21 protein-coding genes and 1 other RNA gene are annotated in these 23,430 nt (G+C 68.5%); 7 read left to right on the top strand and 15 right to left on the bottom strand.

Going from position 1 to position 23,430, the window contains the following annotated elements; genetic code table 11:
* Positions 1-15 precede the first annotated feature (15 nt).
* The 5 genes from ffs to KA711_16720 all read left to right on the top strand — a co-directional run bounded on the left by ffs (position 16) and on the right by KA711_16720 (position 4,811).
* Positions 16-113: signal recognition particle sRNA small type (gene ffs / locus KA711_16740), an RNA gene on the top strand.
* Between the two features lie 747 nt (positions 114-860).
* Complete coding sequence (gene trxA, locus KA711_16735; GenBank protein ID MCM0610617.1) at positions 861-1,190, top strand: thioredoxin TrxA; 330 nt, start codon at positions 861-863, stop codon at positions 1,188-1,190.
* A 237-nt stretch (positions 1,191-1,427) separates the two neighbouring features.
* On the top strand, positions 1,428-2,690 hold the full coding sequence (gene rho / locus KA711_16730; GenBank protein MCM0610616.1) for a transcription termination factor Rho: 1,263 nt from the start codon (positions 1,428-1,430) through the stop codon (positions 2,688-2,690).
* A 105-nt stretch (positions 2,691-2,795) separates the two neighbouring features.
* Positions 2,796-3,056: a type B 50S ribosomal protein L31 gene (locus tag KA711_16725; protein MCM0610615.1), complete on the top strand. Its 261-nt coding sequence runs from the start codon at positions 2,796-2,798 to the stop codon at positions 3,054-3,056.
* A gap of 96 nt (positions 3,057-3,152) precedes the next feature.
* Complete coding sequence (locus KA711_16720; GenBank protein MCM0610614.1) at positions 3,153-4,811, top strand: hypothetical protein; 1,659 nt, start codon at positions 3,153-3,155, stop codon at positions 4,809-4,811.
* On the opposite strand, the gene phoR is transcribed toward KA711_16720, so the two are convergent.
* From phoR to pstS, 7 genes are all read right to left on the bottom strand, one after another.
* On the bottom strand, positions 4,783-6,123 hold the full coding sequence (phoR, locus tag KA711_16715; protein ID MCM0610613.1) for a phosphate regulon sensor histidine kinase PhoR: 1,341 nt from the start codon (positions 6,121-6,123) through the stop codon (positions 4,783-4,785). The genes KA711_16720 and phoR overlap by 29 nt on opposite strands.
* Positions 6,120-6,833, bottom strand: coding sequence for a phosphate regulon transcriptional regulator PhoB (gene phoB, locus KA711_16710; GenBank protein ID MCM0610612.1), 714 nt, complete (start codon positions 6,831-6,833; stop codon positions 6,120-6,122). Before phoB ends, phoR begins: the two co-directional genes overlap by 4 nt.
* 32 nt (positions 6,834-6,865) lie before the next feature.
* On the bottom strand, positions 6,866-7,573 hold the full coding sequence (gene phoU / locus KA711_16705; protein MCM0610611.1) for a phosphate signaling complex protein PhoU: 708 nt from the start codon (positions 7,571-7,573) through the stop codon (positions 6,866-6,868).
* A 41-nt stretch (positions 7,574-7,614) separates the two neighbouring features.
* On the bottom strand, positions 7,615-8,400 hold the full coding sequence (pstB, locus tag KA711_16700) for a phosphate ABC transporter ATP-binding protein PstB (protein ID MCM0610610.1): 786 nt from the start codon (positions 8,398-8,400) through the stop codon (positions 7,615-7,617).
* A 13-nt stretch (positions 8,401-8,413) separates the two neighbouring features.
* Complete coding sequence (pstA, locus tag KA711_16695) at positions 8,414-9,280, bottom strand: phosphate ABC transporter permease PstA (GenBank protein MCM0610609.1); 867 nt, start codon at positions 9,278-9,280, stop codon at positions 8,414-8,416.
* Positions 9,277-10,287, bottom strand: a complete 1,011-nt coding sequence (gene pstC / locus KA711_16690; GenBank protein ID MCM0610608.1) for a phosphate ABC transporter permease subunit PstC — start codon at positions 10,285-10,287, stop codon at positions 9,277-9,279. The genes pstA and pstC overlap by 4 nt, the downstream gene beginning before the upstream one ends.
* A 119-nt stretch (positions 10,288-10,406) precedes the next feature.
* A complete protein-coding gene (gene pstS, locus KA711_16685; GenBank protein MCM0610607.1) occupies positions 10,407-11,447 on the bottom strand; it encodes a phosphate ABC transporter substrate-binding protein PstS in 1,041 nt (346 codons plus the stop codon).
* A 211-nt stretch (positions 11,448-11,658) separates the two neighbouring features.
* Between pstS and KA711_16680 the strand changes: the two genes are divergently transcribed.
* Complete coding sequence (locus tag KA711_16680; GenBank protein ID MCM0610606.1) at positions 11,659-12,141, top strand: fasciclin domain-containing protein; 483 nt, start codon at positions 11,659-11,661, stop codon at positions 12,139-12,141.
* Between the two features lie 81 nt (positions 12,142-12,222).
* Here KA711_16680 and glmM read toward each other — a convergent pair whose 3' ends face one another.
* From glmM to KA711_16660, 4 genes are all read right to left on the bottom strand, one after another.
* Positions 12,223-13,557, bottom strand: a complete 1,335-nt coding sequence (glmM, locus tag KA711_16675; GenBank protein MCM0610605.1) for a phosphoglucosamine mutase — start codon at positions 13,555-13,557, stop codon at positions 12,223-12,225.
* Between the two features lie 59 nt (positions 13,558-13,616).
* On the bottom strand, positions 13,617-14,429 hold the full coding sequence (gene folP / locus KA711_16670) for a dihydropteroate synthase (GenBank protein ID MCM0610604.1): 813 nt from the start codon (positions 14,427-14,429) through the stop codon (positions 13,617-13,619).
* A 107-nt stretch (positions 14,430-14,536) separates the two neighbouring features.
* Complete coding sequence (gene ftsH / locus KA711_16665; protein MCM0610603.1) at positions 14,537-16,441, bottom strand: ATP-dependent zinc metalloprotease FtsH; 1,905 nt, start codon at positions 16,439-16,441, stop codon at positions 14,537-14,539.
* 210 nt (positions 16,442-16,651) lie between these two features.
* Positions 16,652-17,311: an RlmE family RNA methyltransferase gene (locus KA711_16660; protein ID MCM0610602.1), complete on the bottom strand. Its 660-nt coding sequence runs from the start codon at positions 17,309-17,311 to the stop codon at positions 16,652-16,654.
* 32 nt (positions 17,312-17,343) lie between these two features.
* Here KA711_16660 and KA711_16655 point away from each other — a divergent pair, with 32 nt between their 5' ends.
* Positions 17,344-17,817, top strand: a complete 474-nt coding sequence (locus KA711_16655) for a YhbY family RNA-binding protein (protein MCM0610601.1) — start codon at positions 17,344-17,346, stop codon at positions 17,815-17,817.
* Here KA711_16655 and KA711_16650 read toward each other — a convergent pair.
* From KA711_16650 to carA, 4 genes are all read right to left on the bottom strand, one after another.
* Positions 17,795-18,271, bottom strand: a complete 477-nt coding sequence (locus tag KA711_16650; GenBank protein MCM0610600.1) for a DUF4149 domain-containing protein — start codon at positions 18,269-18,271, stop codon at positions 17,795-17,797. The two genes, KA711_16655 and KA711_16650, sit on opposite strands and share 23 nt — an antisense overlap.
* Before the next feature lie 11 nt (positions 18,272-18,282).
* A complete protein-coding gene (gene greA / locus KA711_16645) occupies positions 18,283-18,759 on the bottom strand; it encodes a transcription elongation factor GreA (protein MCM0610599.1) in 477 nt (158 codons plus the stop codon).
* A gap of 106 nt (positions 18,760-18,865) precedes the next feature.
* Positions 18,866-22,177 carry a carbamoyl-phosphate synthase large subunit gene (carB, locus tag KA711_16640; GenBank protein MCM0610598.1) on the bottom strand — a complete coding sequence of 1,104 codons (3,312 nt, stop codon included), beginning with the start codon at positions 22,175-22,177 and terminating at the stop codon, positions 18,866-18,868.
* The gene (gene carA / locus KA711_16635) at positions 22,161-23,336 is read right to left on the bottom strand and encodes a glutamine-hydrolyzing carbamoyl-phosphate synthase small subunit (protein ID MCM0610597.1); all 1,176 of its coding nucleotides are present in this window, start codon (positions 23,334-23,336) and stop codon (positions 22,161-22,163) included. The genes carB and carA overlap by 17 nt, the downstream gene beginning before the upstream one ends.
* Between the last annotated feature and the right edge of the window lie 94 nt (positions 23,337-23,430).

The raw sequence follows: 23,430 nt of genomic DNA, 5'->3' as shown, positions 1-23,430 counted from the left end.
CCTACAATTGACCGCGCCGGGCCTCCCCGCATGGAAGCGCGCCCAACCGGGTCAGGTGGGGAACCAAGCAGCCCTCAGCGTTGCGACCAGTGCCGGGGGTAAGGCTCGGCACCTTGTCTGCAGGGGCTTCAGGGTCGGGGCAGCATCGTGACAGCCTGATCTTGCAGGCTCTTCACCGCCGTCAGCCCATCTTCCACCAGCAGCAGGCTGTGGGCCGTGGGCTCGTCGGCGCGCATCAGCCCGATGGGCGAACCCCTCACCACCAGCGGCAGCAGCAGAAAGTTGGCGCAGCGACACGCCCGCGCAAGAACCCCGGCAGGCGCGACGCAATCGTCGCGGTTTCGGCGATCAGCAGGCCGTCGCCCCGCGAGCAGAGGGCGGTGAACAGGTCAGACCGCCCAGCGGCTTCAGTGGCAGGCGGAAGATCGGCGGCAGATCCGCGGATGGGCGGCCCGCCGCGCCTGCAGCTCAGCAACCGTGAGCAGATGCTGCCCGCCGTCGGCGCGTCGCTGATGCTGGCGCAGTGTTCATCCCCACGGCCTGCACCCGGTTCGAGAGCCGCGTGCTTGCGCCGGTGGCAGCGTGCCGACCAATCGCGAAGGAGGGAACTCCGGCCTCCGCAGCGCAGCGTGCGCCTTGTCGTGCATAGGGCGCAAGGGGGAGCGCATACCGGCCGATTGCAGCTCGCCGCACCCAACGGCGAAGCGCCAGTCCGTGCACTCAAGGGCCGGCTGTTCCGCCGTGCCCGCGCCACGAAGCAGCGAACCCTTGGCTGCCTGTGGTGCAGCCACCGTGACAGAATCCCGGTTGTGTCTGACCGCGCGTTGGTGTCCGCGGCGGGCACGCGGAGCCAATCAACCATGAGCAGCGATCTGATCAAGCATGTCACCGACGACTCCTTCAGCAGCGACGTGCTGCAGTCGGACAAGCCGGTCCTGGTGGACTATTGGGCCGAGTGGTGCGGCCCCTGCAAGATGATTGCTCCCATCCTCGAAGAGGTGTCCAAGGCCTACGAGGGCCGGGTGCAGGTGGCCAAGTTGAACGTCGACGAGAACCGGGGCGTGCCCGGCCAGCACGGCATCCGCGGCATCCCGACGCTGATGCTGTTCAAGGACGGCAAGGTCGCCGCGACGAAGGTCGGCGCGCTGTCTAAGGCGCAGCTGACGGCCTTCCTCGACGGCCATCTATAATCCACTCACGCGGTCGGCACCTGAGGTGCCGGCCGCCTGATCCGCCTCCCTGCACCGCCCGCGCCGGCCTCTGCCGGCCTCCGGCGCCAACCGGTTCCTGCCGCCGAGCGTCCCTCGGTCACCGGGCCGGCCCCGTGCAGGGTCACGGCGCCACTCCACGAACCGCCCTCTTCGCCGCCAGCCGCGGGTGCCCTCGGGCGCTGCGCAGCACCGACCGGCCGGGCCACAGGGTGCCTCATGCATCTGTCCGAACTCAAGCTCATGCACGTCGCCAAGCTCATCGAGATGGGCGAGGCGCTGGAGATCGAGAACGTGCAGCGCCTGCGCAAGCAGGAGCTGATGTTCGCGATCATGAAGAAGCGCGCCAAGGCCGGCGAGCAGGTGTTCGGCGACGGCGTGCTCGAGGTGCTGCCCGACGGCTTCGGCTTCCTGCGCAGCATCGAGGCGAGCTACATGGCCAGCACGGACGACATTTACCTGTCGCCCAGCCAGATCCGTCGCTTCAACCTTCACACCGGCGACATGGTCGAGGGCGAAGTGCGCGTGCCCAAGGACGGCGAGCGCTACTTCGCGCTCGTGAAGGTCGACCGTGTCAACGGCCTCACGCCCGAGGAGAGCAAACACAAGATCATGTTCGAGAACCTGACGCCGCTGTTTCCGACAGCGGCCTTCAAACTCGAGCGCGACGTCAAGACTGAAGAGAACATCACCGGCCGCATCGTCGACCTCATCGCGCCCATCGGCAAGGGCCAGCGTGCGCTGCTGGTGGCACAGCCCAAGACCGGCAAGACGGTGATGATGAAGCACATCGCCCACGCGCTGGTCGCCAACCACCCCGAGATCCACCTCATCGTGCTGCTCGTCGATGAGCGTCCCGAGGAAGTCACCGAGATGGTGCGCGGCGTGCGCGGCGAGGTCATCAGTTCCACCTTCGACGAGCCCGCGGCGCGCCACGTGCAGGTCGCCGAGATGGTGATCGAGCGCGCCAAGCGCCTGGTGGAGCTGAAGAAGGACGTTGTGATCCTGCTCGACAGCATCACGCGACTGGCCCGCGCCTACAACAACGTGCTGCCGAGCTCGGGCAAGGTGCTCACTGGCGGCGTTGATGCCAATGCGCTGCAGCGGCCGAAGCGCTTCTTCGGCGCGGCGCGCAACGTCGAGGAAGGCGGCTCGCTCACCATCATCGGCACGGCACTCATCGACACCGGCTCGAAGATGGACGAGGTCATCTACGAGGAGTTCAAGGGCACCGGCAATTGCGAGATCCACCTCGACCGCCGCATGGCCGAGAAGCGTGTGTACCCCTCGATCCTCATCAACAAGAGCGGCACCCGGCGCGAGGAGTTGCTGCTCAAGCCCGAGATCCTGCAAAAGACCTGGATCCTGCGCAAGCTGCTCTACAACATGGACGAGATCGAGGCGATGGAGTTCGTGCTCGAAAAGATGAAGCAGAGCAAGAACAACCTCGACTTCTTCGACATGATGCGGCGTGGCGGGTGAGCCCCGTTCCGGCATATGATTACGGGTTTTCCGCCCGCAACCCTTCGGAAAGTGCGCACGGCCCTGAACGGCCGGCGTGGCTCCCGGCACACCTCAAGGCACGCCATGAAAGACGGCATCCACCCGAACTACCGTGAGGTCGCGTTCCAGGACCTGAGCAACGGCTTCACCTTCGTCACGCGCTCGTGCGCGCCCACGAAGGAGATGATCAAGCTCGACGACGGCCGCGAACTGCCGCTGATCAAGCTGGAAACCACCAGCGAGACGCATCCGTTCTACACCGGCACGCAGAAGAGCGTGGACAACCTCGGCGGCCGTGTCGAGAAGTTCCGCAACAAGTTCGCCCGCGTGGGCCTGAAGAAGTGAGCGTGGCGCCACCGCGGCGCCCTCCCGGGAAGGCAGCTTCGGCTGCCTTTTTCTTTGCCACGGCCTCTTTGCCATGATCGCCCCGTGAGCCCGAACGTGCCCTCCGTCACGCCGGCCGTCGTCACGCAGCGTGGCGCGCGCCGCCTGCCGCGGCTGCTGCTGCTGCTGCTGTGCGCGGCCTACCTGCTGCCGGGGCTGTTCGGGCGCGATCCCTGGCGCAGTGCCGACGTCACGGCGTTCGGGGCGATGGTCGCGATGGCCGAGGGGCGTACCCCGTGGCTGGCACCGCAGCTCGGTGGCGTGCCGATCGATGGTGCGCTGCTGCCCCACTGGCTGGGCGCCGCCTTCATCGTGGCCGGCCAGGGCTGGCTGGACGCCGAGCTGGCCGCACGGCTGGCGTTCGCGCTGCTGCTGGCCCTGACGCTGGCGCTGACCTGGTACAGCACCTTCCTGCTCGCCCGCACCGAGGCCGCACAGCCGGTCGCCTTCGCGTTTGGTGGCGAGGCCGACCCCGTGGCCTATGCCCGCGCGATGGCCGACGGCGGCCTGCTGGCGCTGATGGCCACGCTGGGCCTGCTGCAACTGGGCCACGAGACCACGCCCGAGCTGGCCCAGCTGACGGCGATGTCGCTGGCGCTGTACGCCCTGGCTGCGGCGCCGTTCCGCGTCTGGCGGGCGCGCGTCGCGGTGCTGCTGGCATTGCCGCTGCTGGCGGCCTGTGGCGCACCCGCGGTGGCGGCCGCTGCCGGCACGCTCGGCGCCCTCGTCTGCCTGCGCTCGCGCCTGCCCGAGGTGCGCCGCTTCGCACCCTGGCTGCTGGCGGCGCTGGCGGCCAGCGTCGCGCTGGCCACCGGGCTCGACGGCTGGCGCTGGCGGGCCGTCGGCCTTGGCCTCGACGAGCTGCCCAACCTGGCACGCCAGTGGCTCTGGTTCCTGTGGCCAGCGTGGCCGCTGGCGCTGTGGACGCTGTGGCGCTGGCGGCGGCAGCTGCTGTACCGGCACGTGTCGGTGCCGCTGGTGTTCGTGCTCGTGGCGCTGGGCGCCAACGTGGCCCAGGGCGGCTCGGACCGCGCGCTGATGCTGGGCCTGCCGGCGCTGGCGGTGATGGCGGCGTTTGCGCTGCCCACGCTCAAGCGCAGCGCCACGGCAGCCATCGACTGGTTCTCGATGTTCTTCTTCACGGCCGGGGCGCTGACGATCTGGGTCGTCTACCTGGCGATGCAGACCGGCGTGCCCGCCAAGACGGCCGCCAACGTGGCGCGGCAGGTGCCCGGCTTCGACTCGCCCTTCTCGGCACTGGCACTGGCCGTGGCCGTGGCCGGCACGCTGGCCTGGGTGGCAGTGGTGCGCTGGCGCACCGGCCGCCACCAGGAGGCACTCTGGAAGAGCCTGGTGCTGCCAGCTGGCGGCGTGGCGCTGTGCTGGCTGCTGCTGATGACGCTATGGCTGCCGGCGCTCGACCATGCCCGCAGCGCGCGCCCGCTGGTGCTGCGTCTGGCGCCGCACGTGCCGGCGGACACGCCCTGCATCGCGGCACCGGGCCTGGCACCGGCCACCGTGGCGGCGCTTGAGCACTTCGGTCGCTGGCGTGTGGACGCCACGCCGGGCGCGCTGCAAGGCCCCTGCCCTTTGCTGCTGCGCGTGGCCCGCGACCGCGTGCTGCCGCCGGTGCCCGAGGGCTGGAGCGTCGTCGCGGTGGTGCCGCGGCCGACAGCCCGCGACGAGCTCACGCAGCTGCTTCAGCGCGAGCGCTGATCGGCGGCGCCAGCGCGCGCACGCGCAGCGCCGGCAGCAGCAGCCGAAAGCTCGACCCCTTGCCCAGCTCGCTTTCGATGTCGATCTCGCCGCCGTGGCGCTGCACGACATGCTTGACGATCGAAAGCCCGAGGCCGGTGCCGCCGGTGTCGCGCGATCGGCTGCCGTCGACACGGTAGAAGCGCTCGGTCAGCCGCGGCAGATGTTCTCGTGCGATGCCCGGCCCGGTGTCCGATACCTCGATGAAGGCGCGTCCGTCCTCTTGCCTACCCCAGCCGAGCTCGATGCGCCCGCCCTCCGGTGTGTAGCGCACGGCGTTGCCGAGCAGGTTGCCCACGGCGCTGAGCAGCTCGCCCTCGGTGCCGGCAACCTCGACGTCGCTGACCCCCCGCGGCACGATCAGGTGGCGCCCGGCCGACAGCGCCACGGCGTCCGCCAGAGAACGCTGCAGCAGCGTCGCCAGTGGCAGCCAGCGGTCGGCCCCGGGCCGAGGGCTGCCCTCGAGTTGCGCAAGCATCAACAAATCGCCCACCAGCGCCTGCATGCGGGCCGTCTGCTGCGCCATCAGGCCCAGCACGCGCCGTCGCTCGGGCTCCGTCAGCGGCAACTCGGCCAGCGTCTCGACGAAACCGGCCAGCACCGTCAGCGGCGTGCGGATCTCGTGCGACACGTTGGCCACGAAGTCGCGCCGCATGGCCTCAGCGCGCTCGCGCTCGGTGATGTCCTGCGACAGCAGCAGCCTCATGCCCCCGCCGTAAGGCCGCACCACCAGCGACACGGTGCTGCGGCCGAGCGGCCCCGGGAAGGTCACCGGCTCGGCGAAGTCACCGCCCTGCAGATAGGCCACGAACAGCGGCGAGCGCACGAGGTTGGTGACGCGCTGCAGTCGGTCGCGCTGCGGGTCGAGGCCGAAGTGCTGGGCAGCCACGGTGTTGCACCACTCGATCTGGTCGTTGGCATCGAGCAGCATCACGCCGTTGGGCGAGGCCTCGATCGCGGCCAGGAACTGTGCCAGCCGCTCGCGCTCGTGCACGACGGCCTGGTCCTTCTGACGCAGCGCGCGCTCGAGGCGGTAGGCCAGCTCGCCCCAGTAGCCCTGTTCTCGGGGCGCATCAGCCTGCTGCGGCCCGCGCAGCCAGTCGAGCAGCCGCAGGCCGCGGCGCATGTCCACCACCATCGACACCAAGCTGCCGGTCAGCGCGCCGAGGGCGGCCCCGGCCCAAGGCAGGCCCAGCAGCGCGCCACCCACGGCACCCACCAGCGCGCCGAAAACCAGAGCAAAGCCCAGGCGCGACACCGAGATTGGGGTCATGCGCCGGCTCCATCGGGCGCAGCCACCAGCCGGTAGCCGGCGCCGCGCACCGTCTCCACCATCGCCTGGGCGCCGGCTGGGGCCAAGGACTCGCGCAGCCGCTTGATGTGCACGTCGACCGTGCGTTCCTCGATGAAGACGTGGTCGCCCCAGACGCGGTTGAGCAGCTGCGCCCGGCTGTGCACGCGCTCGGGCTGGCTCATCAGCACGTGCAGCAGGCGGAACTCGGTAGGGCCGACCTTCAGTTCAATGCGCTGCGGCACCACGTCAAAAGTGACCCGGCGCGACCCCGGGTCCAGCCGCAAGGCGCCGACCTCAACCGGGAGATCCAGCGCCGACGGCACCCGGCGCCGCAGCACGGCGCGGATGCGCGCCTGCAGCTCGGCGGGAGAGAACGGCTTCGTGAGGTAGTCGTCGGCCCCGGCGTCGAGCCCGGCGATCTTGTCGGTCTCTGAGGCCCTGGCCGTGAGCATGATGACCGGCACCTCGCGGGTGCGCGAGTCGGCCCGCCAGCGCCGAGCCAGCTGCACGCCGCTGGTGCCCGGGAGCATCCAATCGAGGATCACGAGGTCGGGGAGCACCCGGTCGACCTCGGCCTGCGCCCCTTCCGCATCGGCCGCGACGGCCACTTCGAATCCCTGATGGCGCAGGTTCAGCGCGATCAGCTCGGCAATCGCAGCTTCGTCCTCGACGACCAGCACGCGACCCATCGCTCAGGAGCCTCCGTTAGGGGTGGCCGCACTCAGCGCACCGCGTTCTCGACGTCCTCCATCGAGGTGTGGCGTACGTCGGTGCCCTTGACAACGTAGATGATGGCCTCGGCGAGGTTCTTGCCGTGGTCGCCCACGCGCTCGATGGCTTTGGCCACGAAGACGAGGTCGATGCTCGAGGAGATCGTGCGCGGGTCTTCCATCATGTAGGTGATCAGCTTGCGCATCAGGCCGTCGAACTCCTGGTCGATCTGGTCGTCCTGCTTGAGCACCTCCAGCGCGCGGGCGATGTCGAGCCGGGCGAAGGCGTCGAGCGCCTTGCGCAGCTGGGCGATGGCCAACTCCGCCTCGAAGCCGAGATCGGAAACCGGCAATCGCAGCCGCGTCGACACGCCGGTGTTGATGAGCCGCTGGACCGTGCGCGCGATGCGCGCCGCCTCGTCGCCCACGCGCTCGAGGTTGGCGATCGTCTTGCTGACCGCGATCAGCAGACGCAGATCACGCGCCGTGGGCTGGCGGCGCGCGATGATGGCCGACAACTCACGGTCGATCGTCACTTCCATCTGGTTGACTCGGTCCTCCTGTGCCAGCACCGTGTCGGCGAGCTCGCCGTTGAACTCGGTCAACGCCTTGACGGCCAGGACGACCTGGGACTCGACCAGGCCACCCATCTCGAGGACACGGCCGGAAATGCCCGAGAGCTCGGCATCGAACTGGGTGGACATGTGCTTGTCGGACATAGGGACTTCCTCTGCGGCAGGGGGCGGGGCGGGCGGCCGGATCAGCCGAACCGGCCCGTAATGTAGTCCTCGGTGTCCTTCTTCTTCGGCTTCATGAACAGCTCGCTCGTGGGGCCGAACTCAACCAGATCGCCGAGGTACATGTAGGCGGTGTAGTCGCTGCAGCGCGCCGCCTGCTGCATGTTGTGCGTGACGATCATCACGGTGTAGTCGGTCTTGAGCTCGTGGATCAGCTCCTCGATCTTGCCGGTGGAGATGGGGTCCAGCGCCGAGCAGGGCTCGTCGAGCAGCAGCACCTCGGGCTTGATGGCAATGCCACGGGCGATGCACAGGCGCTGCTGCTGGCCCCCCGAGAGGCTGGATCCACTCTGCTGCAGCTTGTCCTTGACCTCGTTCCACAGCGCCGCCTTCTTCAGCGCCCACTCCACGCGCTCGTCCATCTCCGCGCGCGGCAAGGTCTCGAACAGGCGCACCCCGAAGGCGATGTTGTCGTAGATCGACATCGGGAACGGCGTCGGCTTCTGGAACACCATGCCGATCTTGGCGCGGATCAGCGAGACGTCGGTCTTGGTGACGAGGATGTCCTGCCCATCAAGCAGGACCGTGCCCTCGGCGCGTTGCTCGGGGTAGAGCTCGAACATGCGGTTGAAGACGCGCAGCAGTGTGCTCTTGCCGCAGCCCGAGGGGCCGATGAAGGCGGTGACCTTGCGCTCGGGGATCTCGAGATTGATGTGCTTGAGCGCGTGGAATTTGCCGTAGTAGAAGTTCAGGTCCTTCACCTGGACCTTGATCTTCTCGCCGGCAACGTTGTCGACCTTGGTGTCCATCGGGTGACCTCGTTCAGAATTTCTTGCGGAACAGGACGCGGGCCAGGATGTTCAGTCCCAGCACGCCCAGGGTGATGAGGAACACGCCCGCCCAGGCCAGCTCGCGCCAGTTGTCGTAGGGGCTCATCGCGTACTTGAAGATCGTCACCGGCAGGCTGGCCATCGGCTCGCTCAGGCTGCTGGTGAAGAACTGGTTGTTCAGCGCCGTGAACAGCAGTGGCGCCGTCTCGCCGGCGATGCGCGCCAGCGCCAGCAGCACACCAGTGATCACGCCCGCCCGCGCGGCGCGCAACGTCACCGACGAGATCACCTTCCACTTGGGAGAACCCAGGGCGTAGGCGGCCTCGCGCAGCGCATTGGGAATGAGGCTCAGCATGTTCTCGGTGGTGCGCACCACGACCGGAATGACAATGAGCGCCAGCGCCAGGATGCCGGCCCAGCCGGAGAAGCTCTTCACCTGCGCCACGACCACGGCGTAGATGAACAGGCCGATCACGATGGACGGCGCCGACAGCAGGATGTCGTTGATGAATCCGGTGACGCTGCCCAGCCAAGTCGTCTTGCCGTACTCAGCCAGGTAGATGCCACACAGAATGCCAATGGGCGTGCCCAGCGCGGTGGCCAGCAGCACCATGAGCAGCGAGCCGTAGATGGCGTTGGCCAGGCCGCCACTGTCGGCCTGCGGCGGCGGCGTCATCTCGGTAAACACCGACAGCGCCATGCCGCCGATGCCCAGCCGGATGGTCTCGAACAAGATCCAGGCCAGCCAGAACAAGCCGAAGGCCATGGCCGCCAAGGACAGCGTCAGCGCCACGGCGTTCATGGCCTTGCGGCGGCGGTGCAGGTGAAGACGGCCCGCGTCGAGTGCAAAGAGGTTCATGTCCGGGTCCCCTCGCCGCGCTGCATGCGCATCAGCAGCAGCTTCGACAGCGCCAGCACGCAGAAGGTGATGAAGAACAGCACCAGGCCCAGGTACATCAGGGCCGGCTGGTGCAGCTTGGTATCGGCCTCGGCGAACTCGTTCGCGATGGCCGCGGTGATGCTGTTGGCGGCCTGGAACAACGACAAGGAGTCGACTTGGCTGAAGTTGCCGATCACAAAGGTGACGGCCATCGTTTCGCCCAGGGCGCGGCCCAGGCCCAGCATGATGGCGCCCACGACGCCGGTCCTGGTGTAGGGCAGCACGACCTTGGAGACGACCTCCCAGGTGGTGGCTCCCAGCCCGTAGGCCGACTCCTTGAGCAGCGCCGGCGTCGTCTCGAACACATCACGCATCACCGAGGCGATGAACGGAATCACCATGATCGCTAGGATGATGCCGGCCGACAACAGTCCGATACCCACGGGCGGGCCCGAGAAGAGCGTGCCGAGAAAGGGCACGTCTTCGAAGGCCGACTGAAGCGGCTGCTGCACGTAGGTGGCGAGGATGGGGCCGAACACCAACAGCCCCCACATGCCGTAGACGATGGACGGCACGGCGGCCAGCAGTTCGATGGCCACGCCCAGCGGGCGGCGCAACCAGTTGGGAGCGAGCTCGGTGAGGAACAGCGCGATGCCGAAGCTCACCGGCACGGCGATGATCAGCGCGATGGCCGCCGACATCAGCGTGCCGTAGATCATGACCAGGCCGCCGTACTTGTCCTCGACGGGGTCCCAGTCGGTGCTGAAGAGGAAGCCGAGGCCGAACTCGCGGATGGCCGGCCACGCACCGTACACCAGGGAGGCCAGGATGCCGGCCAGCAGGGCCAGTGTGATCCACGCGGCCGACTGCGCGGCGAAGGCGAAGACCTTGTCCGCCCAGGGCGAGCGTTGTGTATGGCTGGGCGGTGCGCCGCCGGACAGCGACTGCGCTGTGGCCTTCTCGGGCGGGACGTTCTGGGCCGGCAAGGTCAAGGACACGGCTCCTCCTCGTTCGTCGGTTCTCTCACACGCAAACGCCCACCGTGTCGGCGGGCGTCTGCGTCTGCGTCGTCGTGGCGGCGGCTCAGGTCAGTCCGCCCATGGCGTCACTTGAAGGCGATGGCCTTGCCGGAGCCGTCCTGGATTTTCGCCCACTCACGGCGCACCAGCTCCTTCACGCTGGAGGGCAGCGGCACATACTCAAGTTCGGTGGCCATCGCATCGCCGTTGCTGTAGGCCCATTCGAAGAATTTGAGCGAGGCCGAGCCCTGCGCAGGCTTGTCCTGCTTGGCGTGCATCAGGATAAAGGTGGCCCCGGTGATGGGCCAGCTGCCCGCGCCCGGCTGCTCCGTGAGGATCTGGTAGAAGCTCTTGGTCCAGTCGGCACCGGCGGCGGCGGCCTTGAAGCTGCTGTCGTCAGGGTTCACGAAACTGCCGGCTTGGTTCCGCAGTTGAACGTGTGCCATCTTGTTGGTGCGCGCGTAGCTGTACTCGACGTAGCCGATGGAGTTGGGCAGGCGTTGGACAAACGCTGCGACCCCCTCGTTGCCCTTGCCGCCGGCACCTGTGGGCCAGTTGACGGCAGGCGCCTCGCCGACCTTGGCCTTCCACTCGGCGTTCACCTTCGACAGGTAGTTGGTGAAGATGAAGGTGGTGCCTGAGCCGTCGGCGCGACGCACAGGTGCGATCGCCGTGTCGGGCAGCGCCAGGTTCGGGTTGAGGCCCTTGATGGCCGGATCGTTCCACTTGGTGATCTTGCCCAGGAAGATGTCACCCAGGATCTGGCCGGTCAGCTTGAGCTGGCCAGGACCAATGCCGCGGACATTCACCACCGGAACCACCCCGCCGATCACGGTGGGGAACTGGATGAGGCCATCCTTGGCCAGATCGGCGTCGGTCAGCGGAACGTCAGAAGCGCCGAAGTCGACCGTCTTGCCCCGGATCTGGCGCATGCCGGCACCAGAACCGACGCTCTGGTAGTTGATCTTGGTCCCCGTGGCTTTGTTGTAGGCATCAGCCCACTTGGCGTAGAGCGGCGCGGGAAAGGTAGCTCCGGCGCCAGTGACGTCCTGCGCGACGGCCGGAAGCGTGGCCAGCGTGGCAGTCGCCGCGAAGGCGAGGGCACGGATCAGGGAGGTCGGAATCATTTCAGGTGGGTTCCTATCGAATGGACGGAACGACGATAGAAGTGAGCAGTGACAGAGCGATGACATCCGTGATCCGCGCGGGGCTGTCACGGAATGAGCTTGCAGTTTCACGGGACTGTCATGAAGGGCCGATAGCGTGCTGTCCCACACGGTATCGCCCGCCTCGGGCGCCGTGCACAAGCCCCCTCCCACGGAGACTGCTCCCATGACGATGACCAAGCGCGCCTTCGCCCTGCTGGCCGCCAGCGCCGCCCTGGCCTTGGCCGGCTGCGCCAGCACACCCGCCCCTGCCACCATCACCGACACCGCCGCACGCACACCGCAGCTGTCGACCCTGACCAAGCTGCTCAACGACGCCGGCCTGGCCGACACCCTGCGCGGCGCCGGGCCGTTCACGGTGTTCGCCCCAAGTGACGACGCCTTCAAGGCCGTGCCCGCCGCCATGCTGGAGCAGCTGGCCAGGGACAAGGCCCTTCTGGCATCGGTGCTCAGCTACCACGTGATCCCCGGCAACGTGGGCTCGGCCGACGTCAAGACCGGCAACGTCAAGACCGTTCAGGGCGCCAACATCGCCCTGTCCAAGGCCGGCACCTTCGTGACGGTGGAGGACGCGGTCGTGACGCAGGCCGATGTGGCTGCCACCAACGGCGTCGTCCACATCATCGACAAGGTGCTGATGCCGCCCCGGCGCTGAGCTGCGGCTCCAGGTCCGCCAGCGCGGACCTGGAAGGCGAAGCGAACCGGCGCAACTGTGAGTGTCGCCGGGACACGACGCTCAGGCAGATGTTGCTGCCGCGGCGATGCGTTCGGCGCAGCGGCGACCGAGCACGGCGTCTCGCGCCTCGACCATCACGCGCAGTACCGGTTCAGTGCCTGATGGGCGGATCAGCACCCGGCCCCCATCGCCAAGTTCACGCTCGGCCGTGTCGCGAGCGTCTTGAACCGCGGCATTGGTTGTCCAGTCGCCAGCGCCGCGCAGGCGCACGTTGATCAAGGTCTGGGGGAACAGAGTCACCCCGTCGAGCAGCGACGCCAAGGTCTTGCCGTGGCGTCGCACGGCCTGCAGGACCTGCAAGGCGCTGACGATGCCGTCACCTGTGGTGTGGCGGTCCAGCGCCAGCAGGTGGCCCGAGCCCTCGCCGCCGAGTTGCCAGCCGCGCGCCACGAGCTCCTCGAGGACGTAACGGTCGCCCACCTTGGCCCGCACCATCGGCACGCCATGGCGGGCCAACGCCTGCTCGACGGCCATGTTGGTCATCAGGGTGCCCACCACGCCCGGCACCGGGTGCTGCTGGGCCAGCCGGTCCATCGCCATCACGTAGAGCAGCTCGTCGCCGTTGTACAGGCGCCCTTGCGCGTCGACCAGCTGCAGCCGGTCGGCGTCACCGTCGAGCGCGATGCCGTAGTCGGCGCGGTGCTCCGCCACCGCCGCCACCAGGGCGGCCGGGGCGGTGGCGCCGACGCCCTCGTTGATGTTCATCCCATCGGGCTGGCAGCCGATCTTCACGGTCGTGGCGCCCAACTCGTGAAACACCGCTGGCGCCACGTGGTAGGCGGCACCGTGGGCCGCATCGACCACCAGCTTCATGCCACGCAGCGAGAGCGAGTGCAGCACCGTGCTCTTGCAGAACTCGATGTAACGGCCGCCGGCATCATCGAGGCGGCGGGCCTTGCCCAACTCCGCTGAGGGCACCCAGCGCGGCGGCTGCACCAGCGCCGCTTCAACCGCCGCCTCCCACTCGTCGGGCAACTTCTCGCCGCGCGCAGAGAAGAACTTGATGCCGTTGTCGGCAAAAGCGTTGTGCGACGCGCTGATCACCACGCCCAAGTCCAGTCGCTGGGCCCGCGTGAGGTAGGCCACACCCGGCGTGGGCAGCGGGCCCGTGAGCAGCACATCGACCCCGGCCGATGCGAAGCCGGCTTCCAGCGCCGATTCGAGCATGTAGCCCGAGATGCGGGTGTCCTTGCCGATCAGCACCGTGGGGCGCGGTGTTGCTCGGCGCAACACCTGGCCGACGGCGTGGCCCAGGCGCAACACGAAATCCGGCGTGATCGGCTCGGCGCCCACCGTGCCACGGATGCCGTCGGTGCCAAAGTAGATGCGGGTCATCGGGCCGGTTCCTCCTGTTGGGACTGCATAGTGTGCCGGACCGGCCGGCGCCGACCTCCTCAGGACGGCGCTGCACGAGGAGGCGCCGCGCGCCCGGCCTGAGGCTGAACAGCCCGCCAGAGACTGAGCGCATCCGCGGTCTCGCCCACGTCGTGCACACGCACGATCCGCGCCCCGCGCTGCACCGCCAGCAGCGCCGCGGCCACGCTGCCGGCCAAGCGCTCGGCCACCGGCCGCCCGGTGACGCTGCCCACCGTGCGCTTGCGCGACCACCCCGCCAGCAGCGGGCGCGGCAGCGACATCAGCTCGTGCTGGCGACGGAGCAACTCGAGGTCCTGCTCGCGGGTCTTGGCAAAGCCGATGCCCGGATCCAGCACCACCCGATCGGCCCCGATGCCCGCAGCCACCACCTCGCGCAGCCGGGCGCCCAGCCAACGGGCCACCTCGTCCACCACGTCGACATAGTCAGTCTGTTGATCCATGCCGCGGGGTTCGCCACGCATGTGCATCAGGCAGACACCGGCGCTCGCATGGCCGGCCAGCTCGGCCAGCGCCCCCGGGCGCCGCAGGCTGCGCACGTCGTTGACGATGTCGACGCCGGCCTCCAGCGCCGCCCGCATCAGCTGCGGCTCGCTGGTGTCGACCGAGACGGGCACGCCCAAGCCGAGCGCATGACGCAGCACCGGCAACACGCGCGCGCACTCCTCGTCAGGCGACGGCGCCACCGCCCCCGGGCGGGTGGACTCGCCCCCAATGTCCAGGATGTCGGCACCCTGCTCCAGAAGCAGCTCGCAATGGCGTTGGGCAGCGCCGACCTGAGCATGGCGAGCGCCGTCGAAGAAGGAGTCGGGCGTGACGTTGACGATGCCCATCACGCGCGGCCGATCGAGCTCGATCAAGAACCGGCCCGCCCGCCAGACGGGGCACTCACCATGAGAAACGGGGCCCGAGGCCCCGTCCGTCGTCGTCACACGAGCCTTCAGGCCGCGGCCGGCGCGCCGTCGGCGTTGACCGGCGGGGTCGGGCCGCTGGGCTTGTTCGACGATGGCGACCAGTCCTTGGGCGCCCTGGGCGGCTTGCCGGCCATGATGTCGTCGATCTGGTCGCTGTCGATGGTCTCCCACTCAAGCAGGGCCAGCGCCATGGCATGCATCTTGTCTTTGTTCTCCTCGATGAGGCGACGGGCGATTCCGTACTGCTCGTCAATGATCCTGCGGATCTGGACATCCACCTTGCGCATCGTCTCTTCCGACATCGTCGTCGTCTTCGTGACACTGCGACCCAGGAAGACCTCGCCCTCGTTCTCGGCGTAGACCATCGGGCCGAGTTCGTCGGTCATGCCATAGCGCGTGACCATGTCGCGGGCGATGGCCGTGGCACGTTCAAAATCGTTGCTGGCGCCGGTGGTCATCTGGTTCATGAACACCTCTTCGGCGATGCGGCCACCGAAGAGAACGCTGATGGTGCTGAGCATGCGCTCCTTGTCCATGCTGTAGCGGTCGCCTTCCGGCAGCTGCATCGTCACGCCCAGGGCGCGACCGCGCGGAATGACGGTGACCTTGTGCACCGGGTCGGTCTTGGGCATCAGGCGGGCCACCAGCGCGTGGCCAGCCTCGTGGTAGGCCGTGTTCTTGCGCTCTTCTTCGGGCATGACCATGGACTTCCGCTCGGGGCCCATCATGATCTTGTCCTTGGCCTTCTCGAAGTCGACCATCTCCACCACGCGACCGTTGCGGCGCGCAGCAAAAAGGGCCGCCTCGTTCACGAGGTTGGCCAGGTCGGCACCGCTGAAGCCCGGCGTGCCCCGCGCCAGGATGTCGGCGCGGATGTCCTGGCCCACCGGCACCTTGCGCATGTGCACGCCCAGGATCTGCTCCCGGCCGCGCACGTCGGGCAGCGTCACGTACACCTGCCGGTCGAAGCGGCCCGGGCGCAGCAGCGCCGGGTCGAGGATGTCAGGCCGGTTGGTGGCGGCCATGACGATGACGCCGAGGTTGGTCTCGAAGCCGTCCATCTCGACCAGCATCTGGTTCAAGGTCTGCTCGCGCTCGTCGTTGCCGCCGCCCAGGCCGGCCCCGCGATGGCGGCCCACGGCGTCGATCTCGTCGATGAAGATGATGCAGGGCGCGCTCTTCTTGGCCTGCTCGAACATGTCGCGCACACGCGCCGCGCCCACGCCGACGAACATCTCGACGAAGTCGGAGCCGCTGATGCTGAAGAACGGCACCTTGGCCTCGCCGGCAATGGCCTTGGCCAGCAGCGTCTTGCCGGTGCCCGGGGGGCCGACCAGCAGCACGCCACGCGGGATGCGGCCACCGAGCTTCTGGAACTTCTGCGGGTCCTTCAGGAAGTCGACCAGCTCCTTGACCTCCTCCTTGGCCTCGTCGCAGCCGGCCACATCCGCGAAGGTGGTGGAGTTGTTGGCCTCGTCGAGCATGCGGGCCTTGCTCTTGCCGAAGCTGAAGGCGCCGCCCTTGCCGCCGCCCTGCATCTGGCGCATGAAGTAGATCCAGACGCCGATCAGCAGCAGCATCGGGCCCCAGCTGACGAGGATGCTCATCAGCAGGCTGGGCTCCTCACGCGGCTTGACGTCAAACTTGACGCCGTTGTTGATCAGGTCGCCGACGAGGCCACGGTCCAGGAAGGTGGCGGTGGAGCGCACGCGGCTGCCGTCTTCGCGCAGTGCCTGGATCTCGGTGCCGCCTCCGGGGTTCTCTTGCAGCGTCACCTGCTTGATGCGCCTCGCCTTCACTTCGTCGAGGAAGTCCGAATAGGCAATCTGGCTGCCTTGCGCCACGCCCCGATCGAACTGCTTGAACACAGTGAACAGCACGAGGGCGATCACCAGCCAGACAGCGACCTTCGAAAACCATTGGTTGTTCACCGCGGCTCCTTTTCCAGTTCAGCGGGCGGCGCACCTGCTCAGCTTACGCCTCATTCCACGGCATATGCGGTCGATTCTAGTGCCGTCAAGCCGGGGTGGGCCTGACGCGACCTTGCGAGATGGCCTCGAAAAGCGGGCTTGACACGCCTTGCTTCCGCGCCCGGCCGGGCCGGGCCGGGCGGGTGGAGTCCGAGATGCATCGTGCGGACCTTAGCTGTTCTTCAGACCCATCCCTACGAGAAAGGTTTCTGCCGATTTGTCGCGCGAGGCCTTCGGCTTGATCGGCTTGACGACACGGAAGCGATCCTTGAACAGCCGCACCAGCTGGCTGTAGCCGCTGCCGTGGAAGCACTTGCACACCAGCGCGCCCTCGGGCTTGAGATGGCGCTCGGCGAACTCCACCGCCAGCTCCACCAGGTGGGCGATGCGCGCCGAGTCGGCCGACTCGATGCCCGAGAGGTTGGGCGCCATATCCGACACCACCAGGTCCACCGGACGGCCAGCCAGCGCCTGGGCCAGCAGCGCGGCCACGGCGTCGTCGCGGAAGTCGCCCTGGAGGAACTGCACGCCCTCGATGGGTTCGAAGGGCAGGACGTCCAGCGCGATGATGGTGCCGTCAAGCGCGCCGGCCGCCGCGCCCTCGGGTGCGAAGCGGCGCCGCAGGTACTGGCTCCAGGCGCCGGGCGTGGCACCGAGGTCCACGACCACCTGCCCGGGCTTGACGAGCTTGAGCGTCTCGTCGATCTCCTTGAGCTTGTAGGCGGCGCGGGCGCGGTAGCCCTCGCGCTGCGCCAGCCGCACGTAGGGATCGTTCATGTGATCGTGCAACCACGCCCGGTTCACTCGTCTGCTCTTCGGCTTCATCCCCACCCCCGGTGCTGAGCGCGGCCGATAATCCGGCAATGCCCGCCATCACGCTCACACCCGCCCAGCGCAAGGAACACCGCGCCGCTGCCCATCACCTCGCCCCCGTGGTCATGATCGGCGCCGACGGCGCCACCGCCGCCGTCGAGAAGGAAATCGACGCCGCGCTCAAGGCCCATGGCCTGGTGAAGGTGCGCGTCTTCTCCGACGACCGCGCCGCTCGCGAGGCCCTGCTGGCCGAGCTGTCCGACAAGCTCTCGGCCGCGCCCATCCAGCACATCGGCAAGCTGCTGGTGCTGTGGCGGCCCGTCCCGCCCAGGCCGAAGGCTGAGCGCGAGGATCGCATGCCGGGGCCGCGCACGGTGAAGCTCGTGAGCTTTTCCAAAAGCGGCAACCACCGCGCCACGGTGCGCAAGGTCAAGGTGTTCGGCAACGAGCGCGTCACGTCGGGCGGCCAGATCAAGCGGGCCAAGGTGCGCCCCACCAGCGTCAAGAAGAAGGCCCAGGACTGACGGCACCCGGGGCCGCGGCCATGCCGGCCGCACGCCAGGCCAGCACGGCCACGAGCAGCACCTTCACGCCGTAGAACCCCATGCTCACGACGTGCAGCTGGCCGAAGCTCAAGGCGCCCTGCCCCGCCCGCGCTGCCGCCATCAGCGGCTGCAGGCCGAAGTAGCCGGCCACCGTGCAGAACAGCGCTGCGGCTGCCAGCGCCAACTCCGTGCTGAACTGGCTGCCGCCGCCCTCGTCGGCCAGGCGCTTGGCGCGGACGCGCTCCAGCGCCAGCAGCGCGGCGCCCAGCAGGAGCGCGCTGTTCGCCTCCCAGCGCAGCACGCGCGCCACCACGCGGCCGGCATCGGCACGCTCGAGGAGCGCAAACGCCGCAGGCGTGGCCACGATGGCCACGCACAGCATCCATCCCAGCCACAGGCCGGGCAGCAGGCGCCGCCAGCGCTCCAGCGTCATCGGCTGCGGGCTCAGGCGTAGCGGACGTCGACGATCTCCCAGTGCTTGAGCCCGCCGGGGGCCTGCACCTCGGCGACGTCGCCCACTTCCTTGCCGATCAGGGCCCGCGCGATGGGGCTGGAGATGCTGATCAGGCCCTGCTTCAAGTCGGCCTCGTCGTCGCCGACGATCTGGTAGGTGGCCTTGGTGCCGCTGTCCTCGTCTTCCAGGTCCACCGTCGCGCCGAACACCACCTTGCCGTCGGCCGCCAGGGCGCTGGGGTCGATGACCTGGGCCGCGGCGAGCTTGCCCTCGATCTCCTTGATGCGGCCCTCGATGAAGCCCTGCTTGTCCTTGGCGGCGTCATACTCGGCGTTCTCGGACAGGTCGCCCTGCGCCCGCGCCTCGGCGATGGCCTGGATCACGGCGTGACGCTCCACCGTCTTCAGGCGGTGCAGCTCGTTCTTCAGCAGCTCGGCACCGCGGCGCGTGAGGGGAATGGTGTTCATGGCGAGGATCCGGGGAAGAAGGGCAGCGCAGGCAGCGGAAAAGTGAAACCGCCGCAGGAAGCCCGGTGGGGCTGGCTGCGGCGGCGATCGGCCGACGAAGTTTAAGTCAAGCAGCGGGCGTCGCCGCAAGCCCCTCTTCCAGTTCGGCGTGCAGCGCCTGCAGCGACTGCACCTCGATGCCTTCGGCGTGCTTCAGCGCCTCAGTGGCGGCCTCGGCGCCGGCCATCGTGGTGTAGTAGGTCACGCGGTTGGCCAGCGCCGCGGTGCGGATGTAGCGGCTGTCGGCGATGGCCTGGCGGGTTTCGTCGACCGTGGTGTAGACGAGTTGTATCTCGCCGGCCTTGACCATGTCGGCGATGTGCGGCCGCCCGTCCTTGACCTTGTTGACCACGCCCACCGGCACGCCAGCCGCCGCAATGGCCGCCGCCGTGCCCTTGGTGGCGACAACACTGAAGCCCAGGTCGACGAGGTCCGAGGCCACCTTGACGGCCCGCGCCTTGTCGGCGTTCTTGACCGTGATCACCACCGTGCCCTTCGCCGGCAGGCGCGAGCCGGCGCCGAGCTGGCTCTTGAGCATGGCCTCGCCGAAGCTCAGGCCCACGCCCATGACCTCACCGGTGGAGCGCATCTCGGGGCCGAGGATGGGGTCGACGCCCGGGAACTTGTTGAACGGGAACACCGCCTCCTTGATGCTGAAGTACGGCGGCACCACCTCGAGCGGCGCGCGGCCGCCGATGCCCGTCTGCGCGGCCAGCTTCTGGCCGGCCATGCAGCGGGCGGCGATCTTGGCCAGCGGCTGGCCCGTGGCCTTGCTCACGAAGGGCACGGTGCGGCTGGCGCGCGGGTTCACCTCGAGCACGTAGACCACGGCTTCGGAACCTTCGCCCTGGATGGCGAACTGCACGTTCATCAGGCCCACGACCTTGAGCGCGCGCGCCATCGCGGCCGTCTGGCGGCGCAGCTCGTCCTGCAGCTCGGGGCTCAGCGAGTACGGCGGCAGCGAGCATGCGGAGTCGCCGCTGTGGATGCCGGCGGCCTCCACGTGCTCCATGATGCCGCCGATCATCACGCCGGCATCGCCATCGCTGCCGTCGGCGATGCAGTCGACGTCGACCTCGATGGCGTCGTCGAGGAAGCGGTCCAGAAGCACCGGGCTCTTCTCGCTCACGCGCACGGCCTCGCGCATGTAGCGCTCGAGGTCCTTGTCGCCGTGCACGATCTCCATCGCGCGGCCGCCCAGCACGTAGCTCGGGCGCACCACCAGCGGGTAGCCGATCTCGTGCGCCAGCGCCAGCGCCTGCTCTTCGGTGCGCGCCGTGCGGTTGGGCGGCTGCTTCAGGCCCAGCGTGTGCAGCAGCTGCTGGAAGCGCTCGCGGTCTTCCGCCACGTCGATGCTGTCGGGGCTGGTGCCGATGATGGGCACGCCGGCGCGCTCGAGGTCCAGCGCCAGCTTCAGCGGCGTCTGGCCGCCGTACTGCACGATCACGCCCTCGGGCTTTTCCTTGGCCACGATCTCGAGCACATCTTCCAGCGTCACGGGCTCGAAGTACAGGCGGTCGGAGGTGTCGTAGTCGGTCGATACCGTCTCGGGGTTGCAGTTGACCATGATGGTCTCGAACCCGTCTTCGCGCAGCGCCAGCGCGGCGTGCACGCAGCAGTAGTCGAACTCGATGCCCTGGCCGATGCGGTTGGGCCCGCCGCCCAGCACCATGATCTTGCGGCGCGTGCTCGGCTCGGCCTCGCACTCTTCGTCGTAGCTGCTGTACAGGTACGCGGTATCGGTGGCGAACTCGGCGGCGCAGGTGTCCACGCGCTTGTAGACCGGGCGCACGTTCAAGGACCAGCGGCGCTCGCGCACGGCGTGCTGGTGCGAGCCCATCAGCGTGCCCAGGCGCTTGTCGGAGAAGCCCTTGCTCTTGAGGAAGCGCAGCTCGGCGGCCGTGAGCGAATCGACCGTGCGGCTCTCGAGCGTCTGCTCCAGCTGCACCAGCTCTTCGATCTGCGACAGGAACCAGGGGTCGATGGCGGTCTCGTCGAAGACCTCGTCGAGCGTCATGCCGATGCGGAAGGCGTCGCCTACAAAGAGGATGCGCTCGGGGCCGGGGTTGCCGATCTCGTCGACGATCTCGTCGCGCTCCGTGCTGCGCGGCGTGAGGCCGTCGATGCCGGTTTCCAGGCCGCGCAGCGCCTTCTGGAAGCTCTCCTGGAAGGTACGACCCATGGCCATGACCTCGCCCACGCTCTTCATCTGCGTGGTCAGGTGCGGATCGGCGGCCGGGAACTTCTCGAAGGCGAAGCGCGGGATCTTCGTCACCACGTAGTCAATCGAGGGCTCGAAGCTCGCGGGCGTGGCGCCGCCCGTGATGTCGTTGCGCAGCTCGTCGAGCGTGTAGCCCACCGCCAGCTTGGCCGCCACCTTGGCGATCGGGAAGCCGGTGGCCTTGGACGCCAGAGCCGAGGAGCGTGACACGCGCGGGTTCATCTCGATCACGATGAGCCGGCCGTTGGCCGGGTTCACCGCGAACTGCACGTTCGAGCCGCCGGTGTCGACGCCGATCTCGCGCAGGATGGCGATGCTGGCGTTGCGCATCACCTGGTATTCCTTGTCGGTGAGCGTCTGCGCAGGGGCCACCGTGATGCTGTCGCCGGTGTGGATGCCCATCGGATCGAGGTTCTCGATCGCGCACACGATGATGCAGTTGTCCGCGCGGTCGCGGACGACTTCCATCTCGTACTCCTTCCAGCCGATCAGGCTCTCCTCGATCAGCAGCTCCTTGGTGGGCGACAGGTCGAGGCCGCGCTTGCAGATCTCCTCGAACTCCTCCGGGTTGTAGGCGATGCCGCCGCCCGTGCCGCCGAGCGTGAAGCTCGGGCGGATAACCATCGGGAAACCCGTGCCACCGATCTGCGCCTGGATGCGCTTTTGCACCGCCAGGGCCTCTTCCATGCTGTGGGCGATGCCGCTGCGGGCGGAGTCCAGGCCGATGGAGGTCATCGCGTCCTTGAACTTGAGGCGGTCCTCGGCCTTCTCGATGGCGTGCTCGTTGGCGCCGATCATCTCGACGCCGTGCCGGGCCAGCACGCCGTGGCGGTGCAGGTCGAGCGCGCAGTTCAGCGCCGTCTGACCGCCCATGGTGGGCAGCAGCGCCATCGTCTCTTGCGGGTGCTCGGCGCGCTCCTTGGCGATGATCTTCTCGACCACCTGCCAGGTGATGGGCTCGATGTAGGTGGCGTCGGCCGTCCCGGGGTCGGTCATGATCGTCGCCGGGTTGCTGTTCACCAGCACGACGCGGTAGCCCTCCTCGCGCAGCGCCTTGCAGGCCTGGGCGCCGGAGTAGTCGAACTCGCAGGCCTGGCCGATGACGATGGGGCCGGCGCCGATGATGAGGATGCTCTGCAGATCAGTGCGCTTGGGCATGCGCCTTCTCCTTGCTGGCCATGAGCGCCGTGAAGCGGTCGAACAGGCTGCCGATGTCGTGCGGGCCCGGGCTGGCCTCCGGGTGGCCCTGGAAGCCGAAGGCCGGGCGGTCGGTGCGGGCGATGCCCTGCAGCGTGCCGTCGAACAGGCTCACGTGCGTGGGGCGCAGCGTCGCCGGCAGCGTCTCCTCGTCCACCGCGAAGCCGTGGTTCTGGCTGGTGATGGCGACGCGGCCGGTATCGAGGTCCTTCACCGGGTGGTTGGCGCCGTGGTGGCCGAACTTCATCTTGAAGGTCTTGGCACCCGAGGCCAGCGCCAGGATCTGGTGGCCCAGGCAGATGCCGAAGGTGGGCACGCCGGCCTCGACGATGGCGCGCGTGGCGGCGATGGCGTAGTCGCAGGGCTCGGGGTCGCCCGGGCCGTTGCTCAGGAACACGCCGTCGGGGCGCAGCGCCAGCACCTCGGCCGCAGGCGTCTGCGCGGGCACCACCGTCACGCGGCAGCCGCGGCTGGCCAGCATGCGCAGGATGTTGCGCTTGACGCCGAAGTCGTAGGCCACGACGTGGAAGCGCGGGTTCTCGAGGCGGCCGACGCCCTGGCCCAGCTGCCATTCGGTCTCGGTCCACCCGATGCGTTCGGTGGTGCTCACCACCTTGGCCAGGTCGAGGCCGGCCATCGACGGCGCGGCCTTCGCGCGCGCCACGGCCTCGGCGACCTGTGCATCGCCGATCACGGTGCCCGGCTCGAAGCCCACGATGCAGCCGTTCTGCGCGCCGGTGCGGCGCAGCACGCGCGTCAGGCGGCGCGTGTCGATGCCGGCGATGGCCACGGTCCCCTCGCGCTCCAGGTACTCCGGCAGGCTCGCGGTGGCGCGGAAGTTCGAGACGCGGCGGGGAACATCCTTGACGATCAGCCCCGCGGCGAAGACGCCGCGCGACTCGACGTCCTCGTCGTTGACACCGGTGTTGCCGATGTGCGGGTACGTGAGGGTGACGATCTGCCGGCAGTAGCTGGGATCGGTGAGGATCTCCTGGTAGCCGGTGAGTGCGGTGTTGAACACCACTTCCCCCACGGTGTGGCCGGCAGCGCCGGCGCGGTGGCCGTGGAAGACGGTCCCGTCTGCGAGGGCGAGCAGCGCGGGGGCAAGGTGGGGCAGCAAGTGGAAAGCTCCGGGGTTCGCGCGCTCATCACCCGCCGCCGGCCCGGTGCGGGCACCGGGTGGCGACAGAGGGATCGAGGGAAACCGACAGCGG

It is taken from the genome of Ideonella sp. WA131b (genome assembly GCA_023657425.1).
In the GTDB taxonomy this organism is placed as follows: Bacteria; Pseudomonadota; Gammaproteobacteria; order Burkholderiales; family Burkholderiaceae_C; genus Rubrivivax.
The sequence above is the reverse complement of the archived record's forward strand: the minus strand, read 5'-3'. Positions and strand labels throughout refer to the sequence as shown.

What these genes read in the sequence shown, in the direction of transcription:
- rho (MCM0610616.1), top strand. Translation starts at nt 1,428, where the DNA reads ATGCATCTGTCCGAACTCAAGCTCATGCACGTCGCCAAGCTCATCGAG.
- KA711_16680 (MCM0610606.1), top strand. Translation starts at nt 11,659, where the DNA reads ATGACCAAGCGCGCCTTCGCCCTGCTGGCCGCCAGCGCCGCCCTGGCC.
- KA711_16655 (MCM0610601.1), top strand. Translation starts at nt 17,344, where the DNA reads ATGCCCGCCATCACGCTCACACCCGCCCAGCGCAAGGAACACCGCGCC.
- pstS (MCM0610607.1), bottom strand. Translation starts at nt 11,447, where the DNA reads ATGATTCCGACCTCCCTGATCCGTGCCCTCGCCTTCGCGGCGACTGCC.
- KA711_16650 (MCM0610600.1), bottom strand. Translation starts at nt 18,271, where the DNA reads ATGACGCTGGAGCGCTGGCGGCGCCTGCTGCCCGGCCTGTGGCTGGGA.
- pstA (MCM0610609.1), bottom strand. Translation starts at nt 9,280, where the DNA reads ATGAACCTCTTTGCACTCGACGCGGGCCGTCTTCACCTGCACCGCCGC.
- greA (MCM0610599.1), bottom strand. Translation starts at nt 18,759, where the DNA reads ATGAACACCATTCCCCTCACGCGCCGCGGTGCCGAGCTGCTGAAGAAC.
- phoU (MCM0610611.1), bottom strand. Translation starts at nt 7,573, where the DNA reads ATGTCCGACAAGCACATGTCCACCCAGTTCGATGCCGAGCTCTCGGGC.
- trxA (MCM0610617.1), top strand. Translation starts at nt 861, where the DNA reads ATGAGCAGCGATCTGATCAAGCATGTCACCGACGACTCCTTCAGCAGC.
- folP (MCM0610604.1), bottom strand. Translation starts at nt 14,429, where the DNA reads ATGGGCATCGTCAACGTCACGCCCGACTCCTTCTTCGACGGCGCTCGC.
- carB (MCM0610598.1), bottom strand. Translation starts at nt 22,177, where the DNA reads ATGCCCAAGCGCACTGATCTGCAGAGCATCCTCATCATCGGCGCCGGC.
- pstB (MCM0610610.1), bottom strand. Translation starts at nt 8,400, where the DNA reads ATGGACACCAAGGTCGACAACGTTGCCGGCGAGAAGATCAAGGTCCAG.
- phoR (MCM0610613.1), bottom strand. Translation starts at nt 6,123, where the DNA reads ATGACCCCAATCTCGGTGTCGCGCCTGGGCTTTGCTCTGGTTTTCGGC.
- KA711_16725 (MCM0610615.1), top strand. Translation starts at nt 2,796, where the DNA reads ATGAAAGACGGCATCCACCCGAACTACCGTGAGGTCGCGTTCCAGGAC.
- glmM (MCM0610605.1), bottom strand. Translation starts at nt 13,557, where the DNA reads ATGACCCGCATCTACTTTGGCACCGACGGCATCCGTGGCACGGTGGGC.
- phoB (MCM0610612.1), bottom strand. Translation starts at nt 6,833, where the DNA reads ATGGGTCGCGTGCTGGTCGTCGAGGACGAAGCTGCGATTGCCGAGCTG.